The following is a 17,222-nucleotide window of genomic DNA, read 5'->3' as shown; positions in this document are numbered from 1 at the left end:
ATTGTATTTTTGAAACGGGAAGGCTAGGATAAAGAAAAATAAATTCTTTTTAGGAAAAAATGAATTCCGGGTTTGTTCCTATAAGAGGGTGTTTAAATTTTAGATTTTGTAGGGAAATAGTTAAATTTTAAACATGCACTAAAAGCCATTTGGCTTACAAGTTCATAAAATAGTATGCATAAGATGAAAGATTATAGATTCCTATTAATTGTTTTTATTTTCCTTATTTCAGAAACATCATGTAAAATAGAAACTGATAAAAATATAGATGTGGAAAAAGTGAAGCAGGAAATGGCAGATAGAAAATTTAAACGGCTTACGGATGCCCAAATAGTTCAGGGAGCTTATGACAAGGCCGTAGAATTGCGAAAAAGTGCCCTGAAAGATCTGAAATTGGATACCCTATTGTGTGGAAAAACAGATTTTAGCGCACTTTCTGCCAAAGAAAAAATATTTATTGAAAAAATAGAAGTCTCCTGTGAGGAGAATCCGTTCAGGGATTCGAAAGGAAAGCAGGTTTGGGAGGCTTATCATTATAATATCCAAAATGGCTTACCACTGAAAGACAATATTCAAAAACTTGAGGATGGGGAATTGGTTTATTCCTTTCCGTTTAGTTTTGAAAAATCAGAAAATGACAGTATAATTCATCAATTGGGGCTATTAAATATCTGGATCAACAAAAAGGAACTGATCAGAAATTTATAAATTGAACAAGCAATTCTCTTGGGTAAGAATCAATGAACAGGACTTTAAAACAGAAAAATTGGTTGTTTTCCGGAAAAATTGACTTGGGTCTGTTATTCCTTCCTGTTTGGCTTACCTGGATCGTCTGTTTTTCCCTTTCTCAGGAAGTACTGGATGCAAAGGTGCCCCTTTGGGTGTGGGTGATTTTTATCCTTGGAATAGATGTAGGGCATGTGTGGAGCACTATTTTCAGGACTTATTTTGATAAGGAAGAATTCCAAAATCACAAGCCTCTGTTAATTTTTTCCCCCATTCTTGCTTTCTCTGTGTTATTTGTGATTGCCCTATTTTCCCAGGCCTGGTTCTGGCGGATTATGGCCTACCTTGCCCTATATCATTTCATCAAACAGCAGTATGGTTTTCTTGCCCTCTACAAAGCCAGGTCTGGAGATTTTATGCCAAAAAAAATATTTAGGGATAAATGGGTGATTTATTTTTCTATGATTTATCCGGTTTTGTATTGGCACTTTAGTGGAGACAGAGCCTTCAACTGGTTTATAGATGGCGATTTTTTGCTATTAAACAGTGGGGATTTTTTCAAAAAGGTGACCAGCCTAACTAATGTTTTATATTGGTTAATCCTCCTGGGATGGCTGGGGGAGGAACTTCTAAACAGGCATCAAAAAAAGGAAGGGTTTTTTACTGGAAAAATACTCTGGATGTTGACTACAGCCTTAAACTGGTATTTAGGCATTGTATATTTCAATTCCGATCTTGCATTTACACTTACCAATGTAATTGCTCATGGGATTCCATACTTTACCCTCATTTTCTTTTATGTGGAAAAAAAGAAAACGCTTGTTCGGCCTCAGTCCGCAAATGGTAGGTTAGGTGTGCTCCTTCATGTTTTTTTCATGTTAGCAGTAGTATTATTTTTTGCAATGGGGGAAGAGTATTTTTGGGATATGCTACTTTACAGGGAAAAAGGCGTATTTTTTGAAAGTTTATTTCCTTATCCTGTTCAGGCATTTAATATTTTATGGGTACAGGCTTTTTGCCTGGCTTTTCTTTCAGTGCCTCAGGTTGCTCATTACATTATTGACGGTTACATATGGAAAGGAAATCCTAAAAACCCCTACCTCAAAAAAGTTTTTCTTAATTCCTAAACCTCCAATTTTAGGAGGACAGATTTCCCGGTTTTTGGCCTTTTGAGTTGATTTTTGTTCCATAAATGATGGAATGGAATAACCGACAAATCAGGTATTTTATCATTAAAAAACCTGTAGGTAGGGAGAAACTGAATGACTTTTGCCCCGGGGTTTAATTTTATGTGTTTCATGATTATTCTGATTATTTGAAAATGAAGGATTTATGAGGATTATGGTAATTTTCCGAATTCCTTCTCCTTGCCGAAATGTATTAGAATTTTTGCGAAAATTTTATGATATTCATCAAGTCCCTTTAACTTTGAAGACTATTTCCAATCGAAAAATATGAGGAATCCAATTTTTTTAGCTATTAGTCTTTATTCATGCTTGTTACTTTTCTGTTTTTCCTGCACCGGGAAAATCGATCATAATTATGAAAAACTGGAAGGATCCTGGATTGGAACCCTGGAAAAAGAACCATTTCCCGAACTGGTAAGTCTTTACATAGATTCTGCCCTCCTGGTGAAAATGTACTATACCGGAATCGATTTGCATGTGGCAAAATCATATAACCTCAACACTCCTGAAATTACATTTGAGGTTGATCAACCAGAATTAAATGGGAAATTTACCGGAAAACTTGAAGGAGATGAGATTAAAGGGAATTTTAATATTGGAGGAAAAGACTTTGCTTGTAATTTCTTTAAAATAGAACCCATTGGGTTGGGGCAAATCTCGGAATATGTAGGTTTTTATCAGCTTGAAGAAGATCATATCATTCAGGTCAATCCCTTTATGCTGGACTTTTCCCTCACTCCATTATCAGTACTTGATTTTAAAACTGGTAAAAAAAGAGTCGCCTTCCCCACTTCCAAAAATACTTTCGAAGCCGGGGAAAAAATGCTGGCTCCATATCCCAAAGATTTTAACCTGACTTTTTCCAAAACAGAAGATAATATTAAACTTTCCCTTGAGGATAATGGAAAAACGTTGAATGGGGAACGGTTGGCTGGTTTACCCAATCCAAAGGACATTGTTGCTGAAAACAAGGGGGTGGAATTAAAAGGCAGCCTGACACTTCCTCAATCCGAAGGTCCGCATCCGCTTGTGGTTTTTGTGCATGGAGGGGGGAATCAGACCAGGGAAAATAATTCTTTTGCAGATTTTAGTTTGCTCTTACCCTATTATGGAATTGCTACCCTGGTTTATGATAAAAGAGGCTGCGGGGAATCTACCGGAGAATTGCAGGGAGCAAGTTTTGAAGAGCTGGCCAATGATTTAAAAGCCGTATTGGAAAGGATCTCCAAAGAGAAAAGTATTAATCAGGAGAAAATTGGATTGTTGGGAATTGATCAGGCCGGATTTATTATGCCAATGGCTGCTTCAAAATCGGATAAGGTTAAGTTCATGGTGAATATTTCCGGGTCGGCAAAAGGAATTGAAGATCAGGAATATCAGGCTTGCGCTTTAAGGATGAAAGCCGATGGTTTTTCTGAAGATGAAATAAATGAAGCAGTGGAATACCAGAAAAAAATGTTTGATTTTCTAAGAGGCAAGGTAGATTCTGTAGCTTTTCAGCTGGCATCTGATAAAATGGCTGGGAAATCCTGGTCGGGTTATGTTACTTCATTTGATAAAAAAGAATGGATAAACTGGTGGCGGGTAAATTATACCTGCAATCCTAAGGACTATCTTCCGAACTTAAAAATACCACAATTAGTTATTTATGGAGAGAAAGATTTATTAGTGCCTCCCAAAGAAAATATTCCCCTGATGGAAAAGTATTTGGAGGGTACCCATCATTCCATTTTGGAATTTAAAGCAGCAAACCATTTACTATTGTTGGGAGAAAAAAGGGGTGATGTTCAGTTTTCTGAAATTGAAGGTTATCCGGAAAATTTATTTTCTACCATAAATAATTGGATTGGAGAACAGACGGGCCTGAAAAAATAGGTTTTAAAAGCCAGATTTTGGAACTGGAAAATCTACTTAAAACTTAAAAGTTCAAGTTTTATTTGTTATTTCTCCTTTTTTTTCGTATATAAAGAAAGGGTTGTTTAATTTTTTGATTTTTACCTGCAAAAACCCTTTCAAAAACTATCCTAATCACAAAGCGAGCTATTATTACTTGTTTTTTTATTTTAATTAAAACCATTAATTGATGTTAGAAGAATATCGTAAACAAAACAGTTATCAGAAATTATTAGAAAAGGCTATCTCGAATATTAAGAAAACTGGATTTGACGAAATTAAAGCTGATTTTGAAGGTATGGAACCTCCTGCCAAGCTAGTAAACCGAACTACAGATCAGGTTTTTATCCCAGATGCTACAGCCAAAAACAGAAATGGCTTAAAAGCGTACTTCGAAATTTCCTGTAAAGTTACTGACACAGAGCCACTTGTAAGTAAGTGGAAATTAATTGACACACTGGCTAAAATGAAAGAGGGAATTTTTAAAATATTTGTTCCTTCAGGTACTATGAGATTTACCCAGGAACTAATTACGCAGCACAACATCAATGCTACTTTAGTGAAAATCTAAAATATACCGTTTACGGAGCTCAATAATTATTGAGAAAAAAATGCCAATAACCCTAAAGTGTATTGGCATTTTTGCTTTTGTCTGGAAATACTGAATTGTTAACTACCAATAGAGCGATCCAGATGAGTATAACCTCCATCCACATAAATATGCTGAGCGGTAATGTGGCTGGCTTTTTCCGATGCCAAAAATACAACTGTATCTGCCAGTTCTTCTACAGTTGTCATTCTATTTCCAAGAGGAATCCGCTGGGTGATTGTTTGTAATTTTTCCTTGGGATTTGGAAAACTGTTAATCCAGTTTTCATACATTTCAGTCCAGGCTTCTGCAGGAATTACCTCATTTACCCGAATATTATATTCCAATAAATCTACGGCCCATTCCCTTGTTAAAGCTTGAATTCCACCTTTGGATGCTGCGTAACCCGAGGTGCCTCCCTGGCCGGTATTGGCTACCTTAGATCCGATATTTATAATATTACCTTTCGTTTTGATTAAAGCCGGTTTTGCGTAATGAACCAAAGAAAAATAGTGAGTAAGATTACGGTTTAGGGAAGCCAAAAATTCTTCAGGACTGGAATCAGTACCAATTCCATCATTTCCTCCGGCATTATTAACCAGTACATCAATTCGGTCAAATTTTTCTAAAGTTTTTTCAATTACCATTTTGCTGGCAGGAATTTCCGATAAATCGGCCTGAATAAACAATGCCTCAATCCCAAATTCACTTTTCAGTTCCTCAACCAGTTTAACTCCAATATTTTCCCTTCTTCCGATTACTACCGGGATGGCACCTTCTCTGGCAAAGGAAATAGCAATTCCTTTCCCTATACCACTGGTTCCTCCTGTTATTATAACTACCTTATCTTTTAATTTTAAATCCATTTATATTGATGTTTTAATGGGTAACCAGGCCTGGATTCCTTAAGACAGACCATAAAATTCTATCGCATTTTCACCGAGAATTTGCTTTTGTTCTAATTTGGAAAGGGAACCGATATAATCTGTTACAATTTCCATCACCTCCTCATAATCTCCGGATAATTTACAAACCGGCCAGTCTGAACCAATCATTAACCTTTCCGTACCGAATGCCTCCAGAATGGTATCCAAATAGGGTTTAAAATCAGACTTTGTCCAATTATTCCAGTTGGCCTCAGTCACCATCCCCGATAATTTACAACTGACATTTTCAAATTTTGAAAGTTCCTTAATGTCCTCATCCCATGGAGAGATTTTTCCATCTTTAATGAATGGTTTGGAGATGTGATCGAGTACAAATTTTTGATCAGGAAATTTACTTACAAACTTTGAAGCCACCTTTAAGTGTTTAGGGAAAGTGAGTATATCATAAGTTAAATCAAACCTGTGCAATTGATTAACTCCTTTCAGGAAATTCTCTCTCAGTAAAAAGTTATCATCTGGCTCATCTTGAACTACGTGTCTTACCCCAACAAATTTCTTTTCGTTGGCATACTTATAAAGCTGATCTTCAACTTCTGGTGACTGCAAATCCACCCATCCCACTACTCCTTTAATGAATTTATTGGATTTGGCCAGCCCAAGCAGAAAATCGTTTTCCTCTAAAGTCTGACTTGCCTGAACTGAAATACATCCATCAAATCCGGTTTTTTTCAATTCTTTCTCCAAATCCTCAGGAAAAAAGTCTTTTTTAATTACCGCCAAATCATCCGTAATCCAAGGATGAGTTTCTGGAGTGTATTTCCAGAAATGTTGGTGAGCATCTATTTTCATATTTTTCATATCCCTATATCTTGAAATTTTACAATGCTTTCATTTGTGCTTCCATATCAAATACCTGATCCATCATGGCCCATTTTTCCCCTTCCTTTGCTTCTTCTACCGGCTCCTGAAATGTACCCATCAGGTCTTCCCATTCCTGGCATTTTGGGTGCAGGGTAAGGTATTTTGGGAAATCTACATTAGGATTGAAGGAATCAGTTGCCGTCATATACATGAACAACCTTCTTCCCAAAAGAAAAATTTTCATATCAATTACACCAACCGAATGAAGCGATTTTAACACTTCGGGCCATGTACTTTTATGGTAGGCCACGTATTGTTTAATGATTTCCGGATCATCCTTCAGATTGAGTGTTTGTGCAAATATTTTCATGTTTAAAATTTATGTTCTTTCCCTATTTTTCGGGTTAGATTTCCTTATTTACAATTATATCAAACCTAGTTAAAAGTTCCTATCAGAATGGAAAGATGGGGAAAAATTTGGAACTCTTCAAGGAAAACGTTTTCAGAAAATAAACCTAAAAAAAAGAAGACTGAAAACTTCATAGCTTTAATGAATTTTCAGTCTTCTTTCGCAATCCCTTATATTTAGTTTCTAACCTTCGTAGGCTTTCAGGTTTTGTTTTGATGAACCAAGGCCATCAATTCCAAGTTCAACTACATCACCAGGTTTTAAATATTTTGGAGGATTAAATCCCAGTCCCACTCCTGAGGGAGTTCCAGTGGAAATGATATCACCTGGAAGTAATGACATATACTGGCTTAGGTAACTTATAACAGTGGGAACATCAAAAATAAAATCTGAAGTATTTCCATCCTGCATGGTTTCCCCATTCAATTTGAGCCAAAGCCTTAGGTTATGAGGGTTAGGAATTTCGTCTTTGGTGGCTATATATGGCCCAAGTGGGGCAAATGTATCACAGCTTTTTCCTTTCACCCATTGGCCGCCTTTTTCTAATTGAAATTCTCTTTCACTATAATCATTGTGAAGGCAATATCCGGCTACATAATCCAGCGCTTCTTCTTTACTCACATAGGAAGCTTTTTTTCCAATAACTACAGCCAATTCCACTTCCCAATCCGTTTTCTTTGAATTTTTTGGAATGATTACGTCATCATTTGGTCCAACCAAAGAGGAAGTTGCCTTAAAGAAAACAACTGGTTCTTTTGGGGGCTCCATTCCACTTTCTTTCGCATGGAGAGCATAATTTAAACCTATACAAACAATTTTACCAGGCTTATAGATAGGGGCACCAAACCTAATTTCATCTCCTACCTCAGGACAAGAATCCTGATTATCCTTTAACCAGGCCGAAAGTCTGCTGATTCCATCATTGGTTAAAAATTCTTCTGTGAAATCTTCCCCAAACCCGCTAACATCAATTTTTTTTCCATTTTCGAGAATCAAACCGGGCTTTTCCTGACCTGCATCTCCAAATCTTATTAGTTTCATAGTTTAAATTTGTTTTATAGTTTAATATTAGAAAACCCTCCATCAATAGGATAAATGCCTCCGGTAATAAAAGAAGCCTCATCAGAGCATAGGTAAAGGGTTAAATGAGCTATTTCTTCTGGCTTTCCCATTCTGCCAATAGGCTGGGTTTTAGAAAGGTTTTCGAACATTTCTTTTTCTTTCCCGGGATAATTTTTGGCTAAAAACCCATCTACAAATGGAGTATGGACTCTTGCGGGGGCAATAGCATTGCACCTGATATTATCCTTTATGTAATCGCAGGCTACCGAATAGGTCATGGTCATAGTGGCCCCCTTGCTCATGGAGTAGGCAAACCGATCTGGTATTCCCAAATATGAAGCAATAGAAGCCATGTTGATAATTGAGCCACCTCCTGAAGCTTTCATTTTGGGTATACAGGCATGAAGGCAATTATACACACCCTTGATATTTACCCCATAAATCCTGTCTAAATCTGTTTCAGAAGTGTTTTCTACATTCCCTATATGGGCAATTCCGGCATTATTTACTAAGATATTTATCTGGCCGGTGTCACTAAATATATCCTCTACAACTTTTAAAACTTCCTCCTGATTGGCAACATTACAAGAATGGCTTTTGGCTAATCCTCCAGCTTCTTTAATTTTTCCGACAACTACTTCTGCATTTTCTTTATTTAGTTCAATTATCTGAACATTTGCTCCATGTTTGGCAAGTGTCATGGATATACTTTCACCTATTCCACTTCCTCCTCCGGTAACTAATGCTATTTTTCCTGTAAGGTCGAAGGGCAGTGTTCCATTTTCCATAGAATAATAAAAAATTAGTCAATTTATTAAATCCAATTTTCCTGAATGCAGGCAAGATTAAATACTCAAAAAAGTAGAGATGTTACCTCTATCCTAAAAAAACTGGAGCATAAAGTTAAGGCGCGCAGGAGATATTAAAAAATAATTAATATGAATTGAGGGGTTTATCGATGAACTAAAAATTGATTTTATGTTAATTTAATGTTAACTTTGTGTTAATAAAATATGATTTATGTCGTTTGCATTAAAGGTTGAGCAGCATGGTAATACTAAAATCGTGCAGGTCTGCTGTCATGAAATCATAAATTTAATGAATGACAGAGAAGGATTAGGAGTGCATACATGAATTTTTATCAACATTAAAAAATTATAAAGCTATGGAATGGATAAACACACAAGGCATACACCTCAAAAGGAAGAAAAAATCAGCTGTTATTTTATTGATAGGAGTAATTTTATTTATCCTATTGAATAAGTTTGATATCTCTTCTTCAAATGTAGACAAAGTAATGGCCTTAACTTTATTGGTAATAACATTTTTTGCCGCAGAATACCTTACTTTCCTGAGGTTAAAGAAGAAGAAGAGGAAAAAAATGAAAAAATTTCACAAACATCACTAGCAAAAATTTTATAGGTCAAGCCATTCATTTTTACTGAATGGCTTTTTTATTTAAGACGGTTTATGACCCGTTGTACTGAAAACAAACTTGCAGAATTGGGAAATTGGAATTAAAAAGAAGGATTAACATTTGATGAAATTGAAAGCATTTATGGTTTGTCCTTATTTTTTCAAAAAAAAAAGTGGGAGCCTTGTATCCCTAATCAATTATTGACATTAGGCCTTTTATAAAGGGCTTTATAGCCGATAAACTACGACAATCTGAGGCGATTTAAGTGAGTTTCCAACACTTTGCCTAAAGATAAGTTTATTAAAAGGACCGGTTTTTGATTTAATCGTGTTACTTAATAAGATGAAAGATTTTTGAAGATATTGCATAATTTTTCTACATTTCATCTTCCAAATCCAGATACCTAAAACTAGAATTTTTATTAATATAATTAATTAGTATATTTTTTTATACCAATCTTTATATTTAAATAATAAGAATAACCAGCTGAATTTTAACTTCTTAGGAAATGAAAATTGTAGATTTTCTAACCACCTGAGTAATTGATTAAATTTTTGAACTAATTAAAACTAGAAATGAAAAAGTTGCTGAAACTAAAACTCACTCTGTTATTTGTTGTATTTGGCTATGTAAGTTTTGCCCAGGTTCCGGGTGGATCCAGCAATGCAATGGTAGTGAGCAGAAATGAAATACCTATAGCGAATTTAGAAGATCTTGAAAGGGAAAAAATGGAGAAAAGAATAGAGTATGGAGAATTCTCAGATTCAAGAGATGGAAAAACCTATAAAGCCATGACCATCGTGCTTGCTGCAGAAAGCGGAGCAGAAATAAAAAAAACCTGGATGACTCAAAACCTTGATTATGACATTCCCGGGTCTTTTTATTATGATAATAACCCAGATTTTGCCGAACAATATGGAAGACTTTATACCATTGAAGCGGCTAAAAAAGCCTGCCCGGAAGGCTGGCATTTACCCACACATGATGAGTGGATGCTATTAGCCACAAAATTTGGAGGAAAACGGCTTGCCGCAGGAAGATTGAAACATACAGGTATCAGTGGTTTTGATGCCAGATTTGGAGGTAGAAGGAACCTCAAGAAAAAATTTACTGCAATTAGTAACTATGGCAGTTATTGGGGTGTGAAAAACAGTGATTCCCAAACCGGTTTGGAATATGAATTTAATGCTTCAGATCAATTAGTAGTCGTGAAGCCAGCTCAAGATCCGTTATATGAATACATTACAGAGGATGTAGGCTTAAGTTGCAGGTGCGTTAAAGACTGAAAATAATAGAAGTTATTTGTAAAAGGGGAATGCACTGAAAAGTTTTCCCCTTTTTTATTTTGCACGATTTTCACTCTTTGCCTCAGAAATAAATTTCTCCTCATGCGTTGGGTAAATGATGAGCAGAATTTTTTCAACTTTATTCCAAAATAAAAATTTCCAATCGGTTTATGGCAATCTTTTGGTAGCCTGCCTGGGGCTTCTTAATTTTTCCCTTTTGGCAAGATCCTTAACCAAGGAAGAGTTTGGGCATTGGGTCATTTTTATCTCAGGAAGTACCATGCTGGAAATGATCCGGGCCGGAATTGTGCAAACCCCGCTCATTAAATTTACCTCCGGAATCCAGAATCAAAGATTTAAATGTGAATTCATTTCCACCGGTTTTATCATTGGTTTGGGTATTACCATGCTAATATCCGGTTTGGTATTAATAAGTCAACTTCCTGGAATTAATACACAAACTGGATCGGGTTATGGATTGTTTTTAAAATGGTTCCCTCTTTTATTTTTAGTTTCATTTCCAAGAAATTTTTATTTGTGGAACGCACAGGGGGAAAGGAATTTTGTAGGGATTTTTAAATCACAATTCGCAACTTTCGGTCTTTTCTCAGGATATGTAATAGCTCATTACCTGAAAAGTTACCCTGTTCACTTTCTCCCCATAGCCTATATTACCAGTCAGGGGATTAATTCTATCTGGCTTTTATTTTCGTCCAATCTATTTCGAATTAAATACAGGTATTTTTCAAAAAAACACCTTCATTCAATATTGAATTACGGTAAGTTTAGCATGGGTACTATGATTGGAGGAAATTTGTTAAAAACTGCAGATACACTAATCATTGGATTAATAATGAATGCTTCATCAGTGGCGGTTTTTAGCATTGCATTAAGATTAACAGAAGTTTTCGATCTACTAATTAGAAGTCTGGCAAATAACCTTTTCCCTCAATTGTCAGCTGCAGCCAATCAAAAAAAAGCTCACACATTTCATTTGACATTTAAAAAATATACTGTAGGCGTCACCTTAATTTTCATTTTAATCATGTTTTTTACCTTTTACTTTGCAGAGGTTTTGATTGCAATTGTGGCAGGTTCTGGATATTTCGAGGCAGTATTTATATTTAGAATTTTAGTATGTGGCTGTTTGTTTATCCCCTTTTACAGGTTTTCAGGAGTGGCCCTTGACGCGATAAACAAGCCCGCTTATAACTTCTACAGGATTTTATTTTTATTGAGTTTTAATGTATTGGGTGATTTTTTGGTTTTACTATTTTTTCAGGAAGTCTGGTGTGTAGCCATGTTGACGGTATTTGTATTTTTTCTAGGTATGTTATCCGGAATGGTTTTAACAAAAAGGGCAGGATTAAATATTTCCTTGAGGGACCTCATTAAATATCCTGTGGTCAATTTTTTGAGGATCAATAAGGTCGGCTAAAATGGATGATCAACTAATAATTGAATAGTCGTCAGATATTTTTGTCTGAATATTTTGTTTTTGGAGTGTGCTTTCCAAAATTAATTTAGCACAATGGTTTATGGTATGACTTTTTGAAAAAGCAATTCTCTCTGCTATTAGCTTTTCATTATTTTCTGCCAATGCATGTTCCGTTTTTACCACAAATCCCTGTGGAGAAGAGGCTAAATAAACATGCTCCTGGAATGGTTTGGTTGCTTTTAAGTGGGTAACAACCACCGGTTTTCCCAGGGTAAGGTATGCATCCAGGATTTCAGGATAAGTGCTATCAGTAAAATCATTTATAGCAAGTGGCAAAATACAGACATCAAAAGCCTGCATATAGGAATTAATTAAATGATGCGATTTTTCTCCTAAAAACCAAATATTTGGTTTGTTGTGCCAGCTATTTTCCCTAAGGAAACTTTCGCTTACTTTTCCTACAATCACAAAATTCCAATGGGGTCTTTCATCCACCATGTGATGCAGGGTAGAAACATCAATATTTTCACTGTCAAGATTACCAAAATATCCTATTATAGGATATTTTGTATTTTTCAGGTCTGCTGGAAAAATTTGTTCTTCATTTAATGAGACAAGGTTTTTGTTAAAACCTGTTGGCAGATAGAAGACATTTTCATTTAATTCTTCGAATTGAGCCATAAATGTCATGGAATTAGTAAAAACAAAATCGGACTGAATTACCACATCCGTTTGTGACCTTAATTCCCGCCTTTTTGAAATCTGATAGTGTTCAGTAAAATAGGTAAGTGATGTAGGTTTGAGAATGTCTTTTATAAAAATACTTTTTCCTTGTATTTCAGTAGAGAATATTTCAAATTCTTCAATTCTTAATTTTCTACAAGAAAGTTTTATCTGATAGGCTAATTTTCTTGCATTTTGTTTGTTAAGAATATTATAAATAGAAGAGCTGGCCAGCCACTGGATGGGTTCCTCCATCATTTTAGGATAAAGTATCCATAAATTGTCATTTACCTGAACAAGGTCTTCCGATTTTCCGACATTTACTTTTTTCTGATATTTTATAGCAGGATTATCCGAATGCCTTATAGAAGAAATTCTGTTGAGTGGGGGATTTACATAAAGCACATTGCATGTTTTGGAAAATGCAATGGCAAATTGTTGACAAATGTCGTGGTGGTGCTTATCCCAATGGTGATTACCTAGTATTATTATGCTTCTACCTTCCAATAGCCATCTAATTTGGTTTTTATATTTAATTGAAAATTGAAAGGCAAATAAATTACCAAAGATGTGCTTTTATTAAAAAAAATCTGATAAAGGTTACAATAAGTGATGTAATACTGTTTTAGGAGGGTTAACAATTTATTAATAATTGTAAATAGAGAAAAATTAAGGAAGTAAAAGAGAATTTCAACTACTCCTTATACTTCCTTAATTTATTTTTCAGTCAAAATTAATAGCATTGAGTATCATCTGGGAAATGTTTTTATTTTGATAATCTGTAATTCTATCTCCTGGCATGAAATAAAAGATTTGACCTTTTTTATAGTCCTTATACCATACTGCACGGTCCTGCATAAAGATTTTCCCATTTCTGAAGTCGTAATATTTAAAGCCACATAAAACAGTTTTTTCTCTCCCATCTGTAAATTTGTGATTCATATAAACTTCGGTGGCATTTAGAGTGATACTTGGAAACGTCCCTTCAGCTGACGGACCATCTGAAGAAGAATAGGAGATGGATTTACCCCACTCAATTTTATGATTTATAATGTAATGATTAGGGTTAAGATTCACCAAAGTTAGGGGTACTCCTTTTTCCCCATCGTGAAACCATCCGTACCCTTCCCCCGGATTTACAGGGTATTTGGAAAATTCGGGATGGTCCAGTTGAATGCCAAGGAAATCGAAATAAAACTCATTATTTGCTTTTCCGCTGCTAATGGAATGATGTAAACAAATAAACTTCCCACCATTTTCTGTGTAATCTATAATGGCTTTTTCTGCTTCAACCTCGAGTTTGCCGTGAATGTATCCGATTGTGGCTTTGTAATCGCTAAAGTTTTTCGGCAAATTGGCCTGGTCCACCATCTCTACGGAGAATTTTCCTTCATTTTCAAGAAAGGTAATTAATGGCTTGAGCTGGGGAGTTTCGTCCTGAATAATTAAGATTTTTCCATTCTGGGAAAAGCCTGAATTAAAACTTAAAAATAATCCCAGAAGTATCAGAAGTTTAGTTAGTTTGGTATTCATAAAGTTTTAGTGAAAAAATTAACATTAATTGATAACCCTTAAATTTAGACACTTTTGATCGGTTGGAAGGATTATTTTTTGAAGAATAGGGAATTTTGGTGTTTTGAAATGAAATAATTTGATTATTGGGAAAAGAATGAAAAATCAGGATAAGGAAATTATAGAAAATTTTGGGAATAAACTAAGGGTAAGGGTTTGTGGAATTTGTGTAATTGGTGGTAAGGTTCTTATGATCAAACACTTATCTGTAGGCGAGAAATATTTGTGGGCGCCACCAGGTGGAGGCTTAGACTATGGAGAAACTACAGAAGAAGCCTTAAAAAGAGAATTTCTTGAGGAAACTGGTTTGAAGGTGGTTGTCAAAAAATTTTTGTTTGTTCATGAGTTTTTAGCCAAACCACTGCATGGAATTGAGCTGTTTTTTGAAGTTCAGCCTGAGGGAGGGGCAATAGGGAAGGGGATTGACCCGGAATTGGAAAGAGAGCAACAGATTATTGATAAAGTAGAATTATTATCCTTTGAAGAAATACTTGAGGAACCAAAAAATTGTGTGCATCATATTTTCACAAAGTGTAATTCCATCTCCGGGTTATTGAGCTTATCAGGTCATTATTCCTTTATTCCGGAATGAGATTTGGTGCTGTTTTTCTGGTATTTTCCTTTAAATAGACCAATAATCCTCTCATAATCAAATATTGAGCAGGGATATATGTGCCCATAATTAATATTCCTTCTAAAGGCAAAGGTTCTGATAACAGAAATTTGTTTACCCCAATCAGACTATCAGAAATTACAAATAGAATAGCTCCGAAAAAAACTGACCAAAAGGAAGGATTACTTACCCTGTCTTTTCGATTGAAAGCAGTGGCAGACATACCCACAAGTGCCACAGCATAAATCAAAACTGCAATTTTTAGCATTAAATCCAGATTCGGAAAGAGCAAAAAGTAAAAAAATGCTCCATAAATCAGGAAGGGTAAAACCAAATACGATTTGGTTTGAAAAATGGTTTTTTGTGGATTAGAATTATCTTGAGCCTTTTTAAAAATCAATATATAAGTAATTTGAGAAATTAAAAAACAAGCCAGGCCGGTAATAAAAAAGAGGGGATTAAATTCCTGAAACATGAGGAAAATATCTCCAAGCCAGGAAAAGAAAAATGCGAAGAAAATCTGTGGTTTTAAATTATTAGAAATCTTTCTGGATTGTAGGTAAAAGTAAATTCCAATCCAGACCATTATCAGGGGTTTAAATATATTGTTGAGACTTGAGAAGGCGTCAAATTGCCCGATCAGGTCTCCTATAACAATTACTCCAAAAATAAAATGAAAAAATGTAGTTTTGTTTCCTGGCATAGTTTGTTTATTCAGGCTATTTAAAGCTAAGGAATTTCCAAACGATCCAAAAATATAATATCGTTTAAAAAACTATTTCTCAGCAACTGGCTGAATATTTTCCTCCGCAAAATCTACCCATTCCAAATGGATAATATTCATAGGGTTTGCGGTGAGTCCTACTACATCTTTCTGAGTAATTCTCATCACTTCATCATAAAAAAGAACGATTACTGCACATTCGTCCATGACCATTTGATCCAGTTGGTGAAAAAGCTCATGCCTTTTCCACTTGTTTTTTTCCTGATGGACTATTTCGAAAAGATTATCAAATTTCTCACTTTTAAAATGAGTTTTGTTTGGGCCTAATGGACTTAAGTTTCCCGAATAAAAACAGGCCAGGTAATTTTCCTCATCCGGGTAATCTCCAAGCCATGAACCTCTGAATAGTAAAGCTTTAGAATTATCTACCAATTCCTGATGGTTAGTAAAATTATTAACTTCTACATTAATTTTAATTCCCAAAACTGCTTTCCACTGTCTTTGCAAATATTCCATCATTACGGCATAAACAGGGTTGGTGTAAAGAGTAACTTCCGGGAAGCCTTTTCCCTCTGAATAGCCCGCTTCTTTTAGAAGTTGTTTGGCTTTTTTTTCATTTAGATGATAACCTTTTATAGTTCCATTGTCAAAGGAGGGAAGTGCTGTTGGGACAAACCCTCCTGTGCCGGGAACTCCGAGATTATTCCTTAGAAATGATACCAGTTCTTCTCTGTTAATGGCGTAGCTCATTGCCTGCCTTACCCTTTTATCCAAGAAAGGATGATTAGGGTCCCTGTATTTTGATGGATCTAACTGAAAGCCAATGTATTCTGTGTTAAGATAAGGAACTTGTTGTACATTATATTTAGTAAGAACCTCCTCCTTAATCTCTCCTTTTTTATTTAATAACTGATCAACTGTATTGGGATCAATTCCTGCCACCAAATCAAGTTTTCCCTGTTTGAATGTCAGAAATTCCTGAGTTTTATCCGCAATGAAATTTATTTGTACGATATCCAGATATGGGAGCTGATTGTAATTATTATCCCGTCTCCAATAGTTTTTATTTTTCCTCATGATCAGGTTGGTTCCCTCATCCCAGTCCTTTCCGCTCAGGGTAAATGGACCTGTGCCAACGGGATTTCTTCCAAAATTTTTCCCATAAAATTCTATGGCTTCCCTGGGTACCACATAGGTATATGGCATAGAAAGGATTTGCAAAAACGGGGGGAATGGTTTCCTTAACCGAATGATTAACTGAGTTGGAGAAGTGGCTTCAAAACCTGATTCAGAAATTTGCCCATTTTTATCTTTAAGAATTTTATCATTAAAAACCCATGAACCCGAACTGGCTGTTTTTTTATCCACAATCCTTTTAAAACTGTAAACAAAATCTTCTGCTGTCACTTTTCTGCCTTTTCCATTTGGGAATACCTCACTATCATGGAAATATATATCATCTCTTATTTCAAAAGTATATGTAAGTCCATCATCAGAAACTTTCCAGGTTTTTGCCAGACAGGGATGTACGGATAAATCTTCGTTAAACTCAAACAAACCATTATACAATTGAGAGACTGCCCACACATTTGCCTGGTTTTTGGCCAGGGCCGGATCCAGGGAGGTAAGTCCTTCGTGTTGGTTATATTTGAATACTTTCTGCCTGTTTTCCACAATTTCCTGGTCTCCTTTTCCACATCCCCAGAATGCCCATGAACAAGTCAGTAGCACTAGAAATTGTCTGATCATATCCTTAGTATTTAGCTTTTATAAATTATATTTGTGCCCGTTGAAAGAATCTTTAATAAAAGTTAACGCAAGAGTGGTAGTTTTCT

18 protein-coding genes are annotated in these 17,222 nt (G+C 35.4%); 8 read left to right on the top strand and 10 right to left on the bottom strand.

The features are described 5' to 3' along the window. Nucleotides 1–183 precede the first annotated feature (183 nt). Both A3EM_RS0115820 and A3EM_RS0115815 read left to right on the top strand, forming a co-directional pair. Nucleotides 184–708 (top strand): hypothetical protein, encoded by a 525-nt coding sequence (locus tag A3EM_RS0115820; protein WP_020529203.1) that lies wholly within the window; start codon nt 184–186, stop codon nt 706–708. A 32-nt stretch (nt 709–740) separates the two neighbouring features. Beyond that, complete coding sequence (locus A3EM_RS0115815; protein ID WP_020529202.1) at nt 741–1,853, top strand: hypothetical protein; 1,113 nt, start codon at nt 741–743, stop codon at nt 1,851–1,853. Here A3EM_RS0115815 and A3EM_RS47575 read toward each other — a convergent pair. Beyond that, nucleotides 1,850–2,026, bottom strand: a complete 177-nt coding sequence (locus A3EM_RS47575) for a hypothetical protein (RefSeq protein ID WP_020529201.1) — start codon at nt 2,024–2,026, stop codon at nt 1,850–1,852. The genes A3EM_RS0115815 and A3EM_RS47575 overlap by 4 nt on opposite strands. Before the next feature lie 154 nt (nt 2,027–2,180). Here A3EM_RS47575 and A3EM_RS0115805 point away from each other — a divergent pair, with 154 nt between their 5' ends. Together A3EM_RS0115805 and A3EM_RS0115795 are read left to right on the top strand one after the other, a co-directional pair. Next, nucleotides 2,181–3,788: an alpha/beta hydrolase family protein gene (locus tag A3EM_RS0115805; RefSeq protein WP_020529199.1), complete on the top strand. Its 1,608-nt coding sequence runs from the start codon at nt 2,181–2,183 to the stop codon at nt 3,786–3,788. 208 nt (nt 3,789–3,996) lie between these two features. Beyond that, on the top strand, nt 3,997–4,377 hold the full coding sequence (locus A3EM_RS0115795; RefSeq protein WP_020529197.1) for a hypothetical protein: 381 nt from the start codon (nt 3,997–3,999) through the stop codon (nt 4,375–4,377). A gap of 98 nt (nt 4,378–4,475) precedes the next feature. Here A3EM_RS0115795 and A3EM_RS0115790 read toward each other — a convergent pair whose 3' ends face one another. From A3EM_RS0115790 to A3EM_RS0115765, 5 genes are all read right to left on the bottom strand, one after another. Beyond that, nucleotides 4,476–5,261 carry an L-fucose dehydrogenase gene (locus A3EM_RS0115790; RefSeq protein WP_020529196.1) on the bottom strand — a complete coding sequence of 262 codons (786 nt, stop codon included), beginning with the start codon at nt 5,259–5,261 and terminating at the stop codon, nt 4,476–4,478. Nucleotides 5,262–5,300: 39 nt separating this feature from the next. Then, nucleotides 5,301–6,140, bottom strand: a complete 840-nt coding sequence (locus A3EM_RS0115785; protein ID WP_020529195.1) for an amidohydrolase family protein — start codon at nt 6,138–6,140, stop codon at nt 5,301–5,303. Between the two features lie 19 nt (nt 6,141–6,159). Further along, nucleotides 6,160–6,513, bottom strand: a complete 354-nt coding sequence (locus tag A3EM_RS0115780; protein WP_020529194.1) for an L-rhamnose mutarotase — start codon at nt 6,511–6,513, stop codon at nt 6,160–6,162. A 222-nt stretch (nt 6,514–6,735) separates the two neighbouring features. Further along, on the bottom strand, nt 6,736–7,593 hold the full coding sequence (locus tag A3EM_RS0115770; protein ID WP_020529192.1) for a fumarylacetoacetate hydrolase family protein: 858 nt from the start codon (nt 7,591–7,593) through the stop codon (nt 6,736–6,738). Between the two features lie 14 nt (nt 7,594–7,607). Continuing rightward, the gene (locus A3EM_RS0115765; protein ID WP_020529191.1) at nt 7,608–8,402 is read right to left on the bottom strand and encodes an SDR family NAD(P)-dependent oxidoreductase; all 795 of its coding nucleotides are present in this window, start codon (nt 8,400–8,402) and stop codon (nt 7,608–7,610) included. Nucleotides 8,403–8,779: 377 nt separating this feature from the next. Here A3EM_RS0115765 and A3EM_RS0115760 point away from each other — a divergent pair, with 377 nt between their 5' ends. The 3 genes from A3EM_RS0115760 to A3EM_RS0115750 all read left to right on the top strand — a co-directional run bounded on the left by A3EM_RS0115760 (nt 8,780) and on the right by A3EM_RS0115750 (nt 11,755). Beyond that, nucleotides 8,780–9,022 carry a hypothetical protein gene (locus A3EM_RS0115760; RefSeq protein ID WP_020529190.1) on the top strand — a complete coding sequence of 81 codons (243 nt, stop codon included), beginning with the start codon at nt 8,780–8,782 and terminating at the stop codon, nt 9,020–9,022. A gap of 584 nt (nt 9,023–9,606) precedes the next feature. Further along, the gene (locus A3EM_RS45880; RefSeq protein WP_020529189.1) at nt 9,607–10,317 is read left to right on the top strand and encodes an FISUMP domain-containing protein; all 711 of its coding nucleotides are present in this window, start codon (nt 9,607–9,609) and stop codon (nt 10,315–10,317) included. 115 nt (nt 10,318–10,432) lie between these two features. Continuing rightward, nucleotides 10,433–11,755 (top strand): oligosaccharide flippase family protein, encoded by a 1,323-nt coding sequence (locus tag A3EM_RS0115750; protein WP_083925246.1) that lies wholly within the window; start codon nt 10,433–10,435, stop codon nt 11,753–11,755. A gap of 9 nt (nt 11,756–11,764) precedes the next feature. Here A3EM_RS0115750 and A3EM_RS0115745 read toward each other — a convergent pair whose 3' ends face one another. After that, nucleotides 11,765–12,985 carry a glycosyltransferase gene (locus tag A3EM_RS0115745; protein ID WP_044238636.1) on the bottom strand — a complete coding sequence of 407 codons (1,221 nt, stop codon included), beginning with the start codon at nt 12,983–12,985 and terminating at the stop codon, nt 11,765–11,767. Nucleotides 12,986–13,201: 216 nt separating this feature from the next. Then, entirely contained in the window at nt 13,202–14,011 is an 810-nt protein-coding gene (locus A3EM_RS0115735; RefSeq protein WP_020529185.1) for a ThuA domain-containing protein, read from the bottom strand. Between the two features lie 136 nt (nt 14,012–14,147). Between A3EM_RS0115735 and A3EM_RS0115730 the strand changes: the two genes are divergently transcribed. Beyond that, a complete protein-coding gene (locus A3EM_RS0115730; RefSeq protein ID WP_044238722.1) occupies nt 14,148–14,642 on the top strand; it encodes an NUDIX domain-containing protein in 495 nt (164 codons plus the stop codon). Here A3EM_RS0115730 and A3EM_RS42585 read toward each other — a convergent pair. Together A3EM_RS42585 and A3EM_RS0115720 are read right to left on the bottom strand one after the other, a co-directional pair. Further along, the gene (locus A3EM_RS42585; RefSeq protein WP_020529183.1) at nt 14,629–15,366 is read right to left on the bottom strand and encodes a lysoplasmalogenase; all 738 of its coding nucleotides are present in this window, start codon (nt 15,364–15,366) and stop codon (nt 14,629–14,631) included. The two genes, A3EM_RS0115730 and A3EM_RS42585, sit on opposite strands and share 14 nt — an antisense overlap. A gap of 72 nt (nt 15,367–15,438) precedes the next feature. Continuing rightward, nucleotides 15,439–17,136, bottom strand: coding sequence for an ABC transporter substrate-binding protein (locus tag A3EM_RS0115720; RefSeq protein WP_020529182.1), 1,698 nt, complete (start codon nt 17,134–17,136; stop codon nt 15,439–15,441). Nucleotides 17,137–17,222: the final 86 nt, after the last annotated feature.

Origin of the sequence: Flexithrix dorotheae DSM 6795 (genome assembly GCF_000379765.1) — a bacterium.
Lineage (GTDB): Bacteria > Bacteroidota > Bacteroidia > Cytophagales > Flammeovirgaceae > Flexithrix > Flexithrix dorotheae.
The sequence above is the reverse complement of the archived record's forward strand: the minus strand, read 5'-3'. Positions and strand labels throughout refer to the sequence as shown.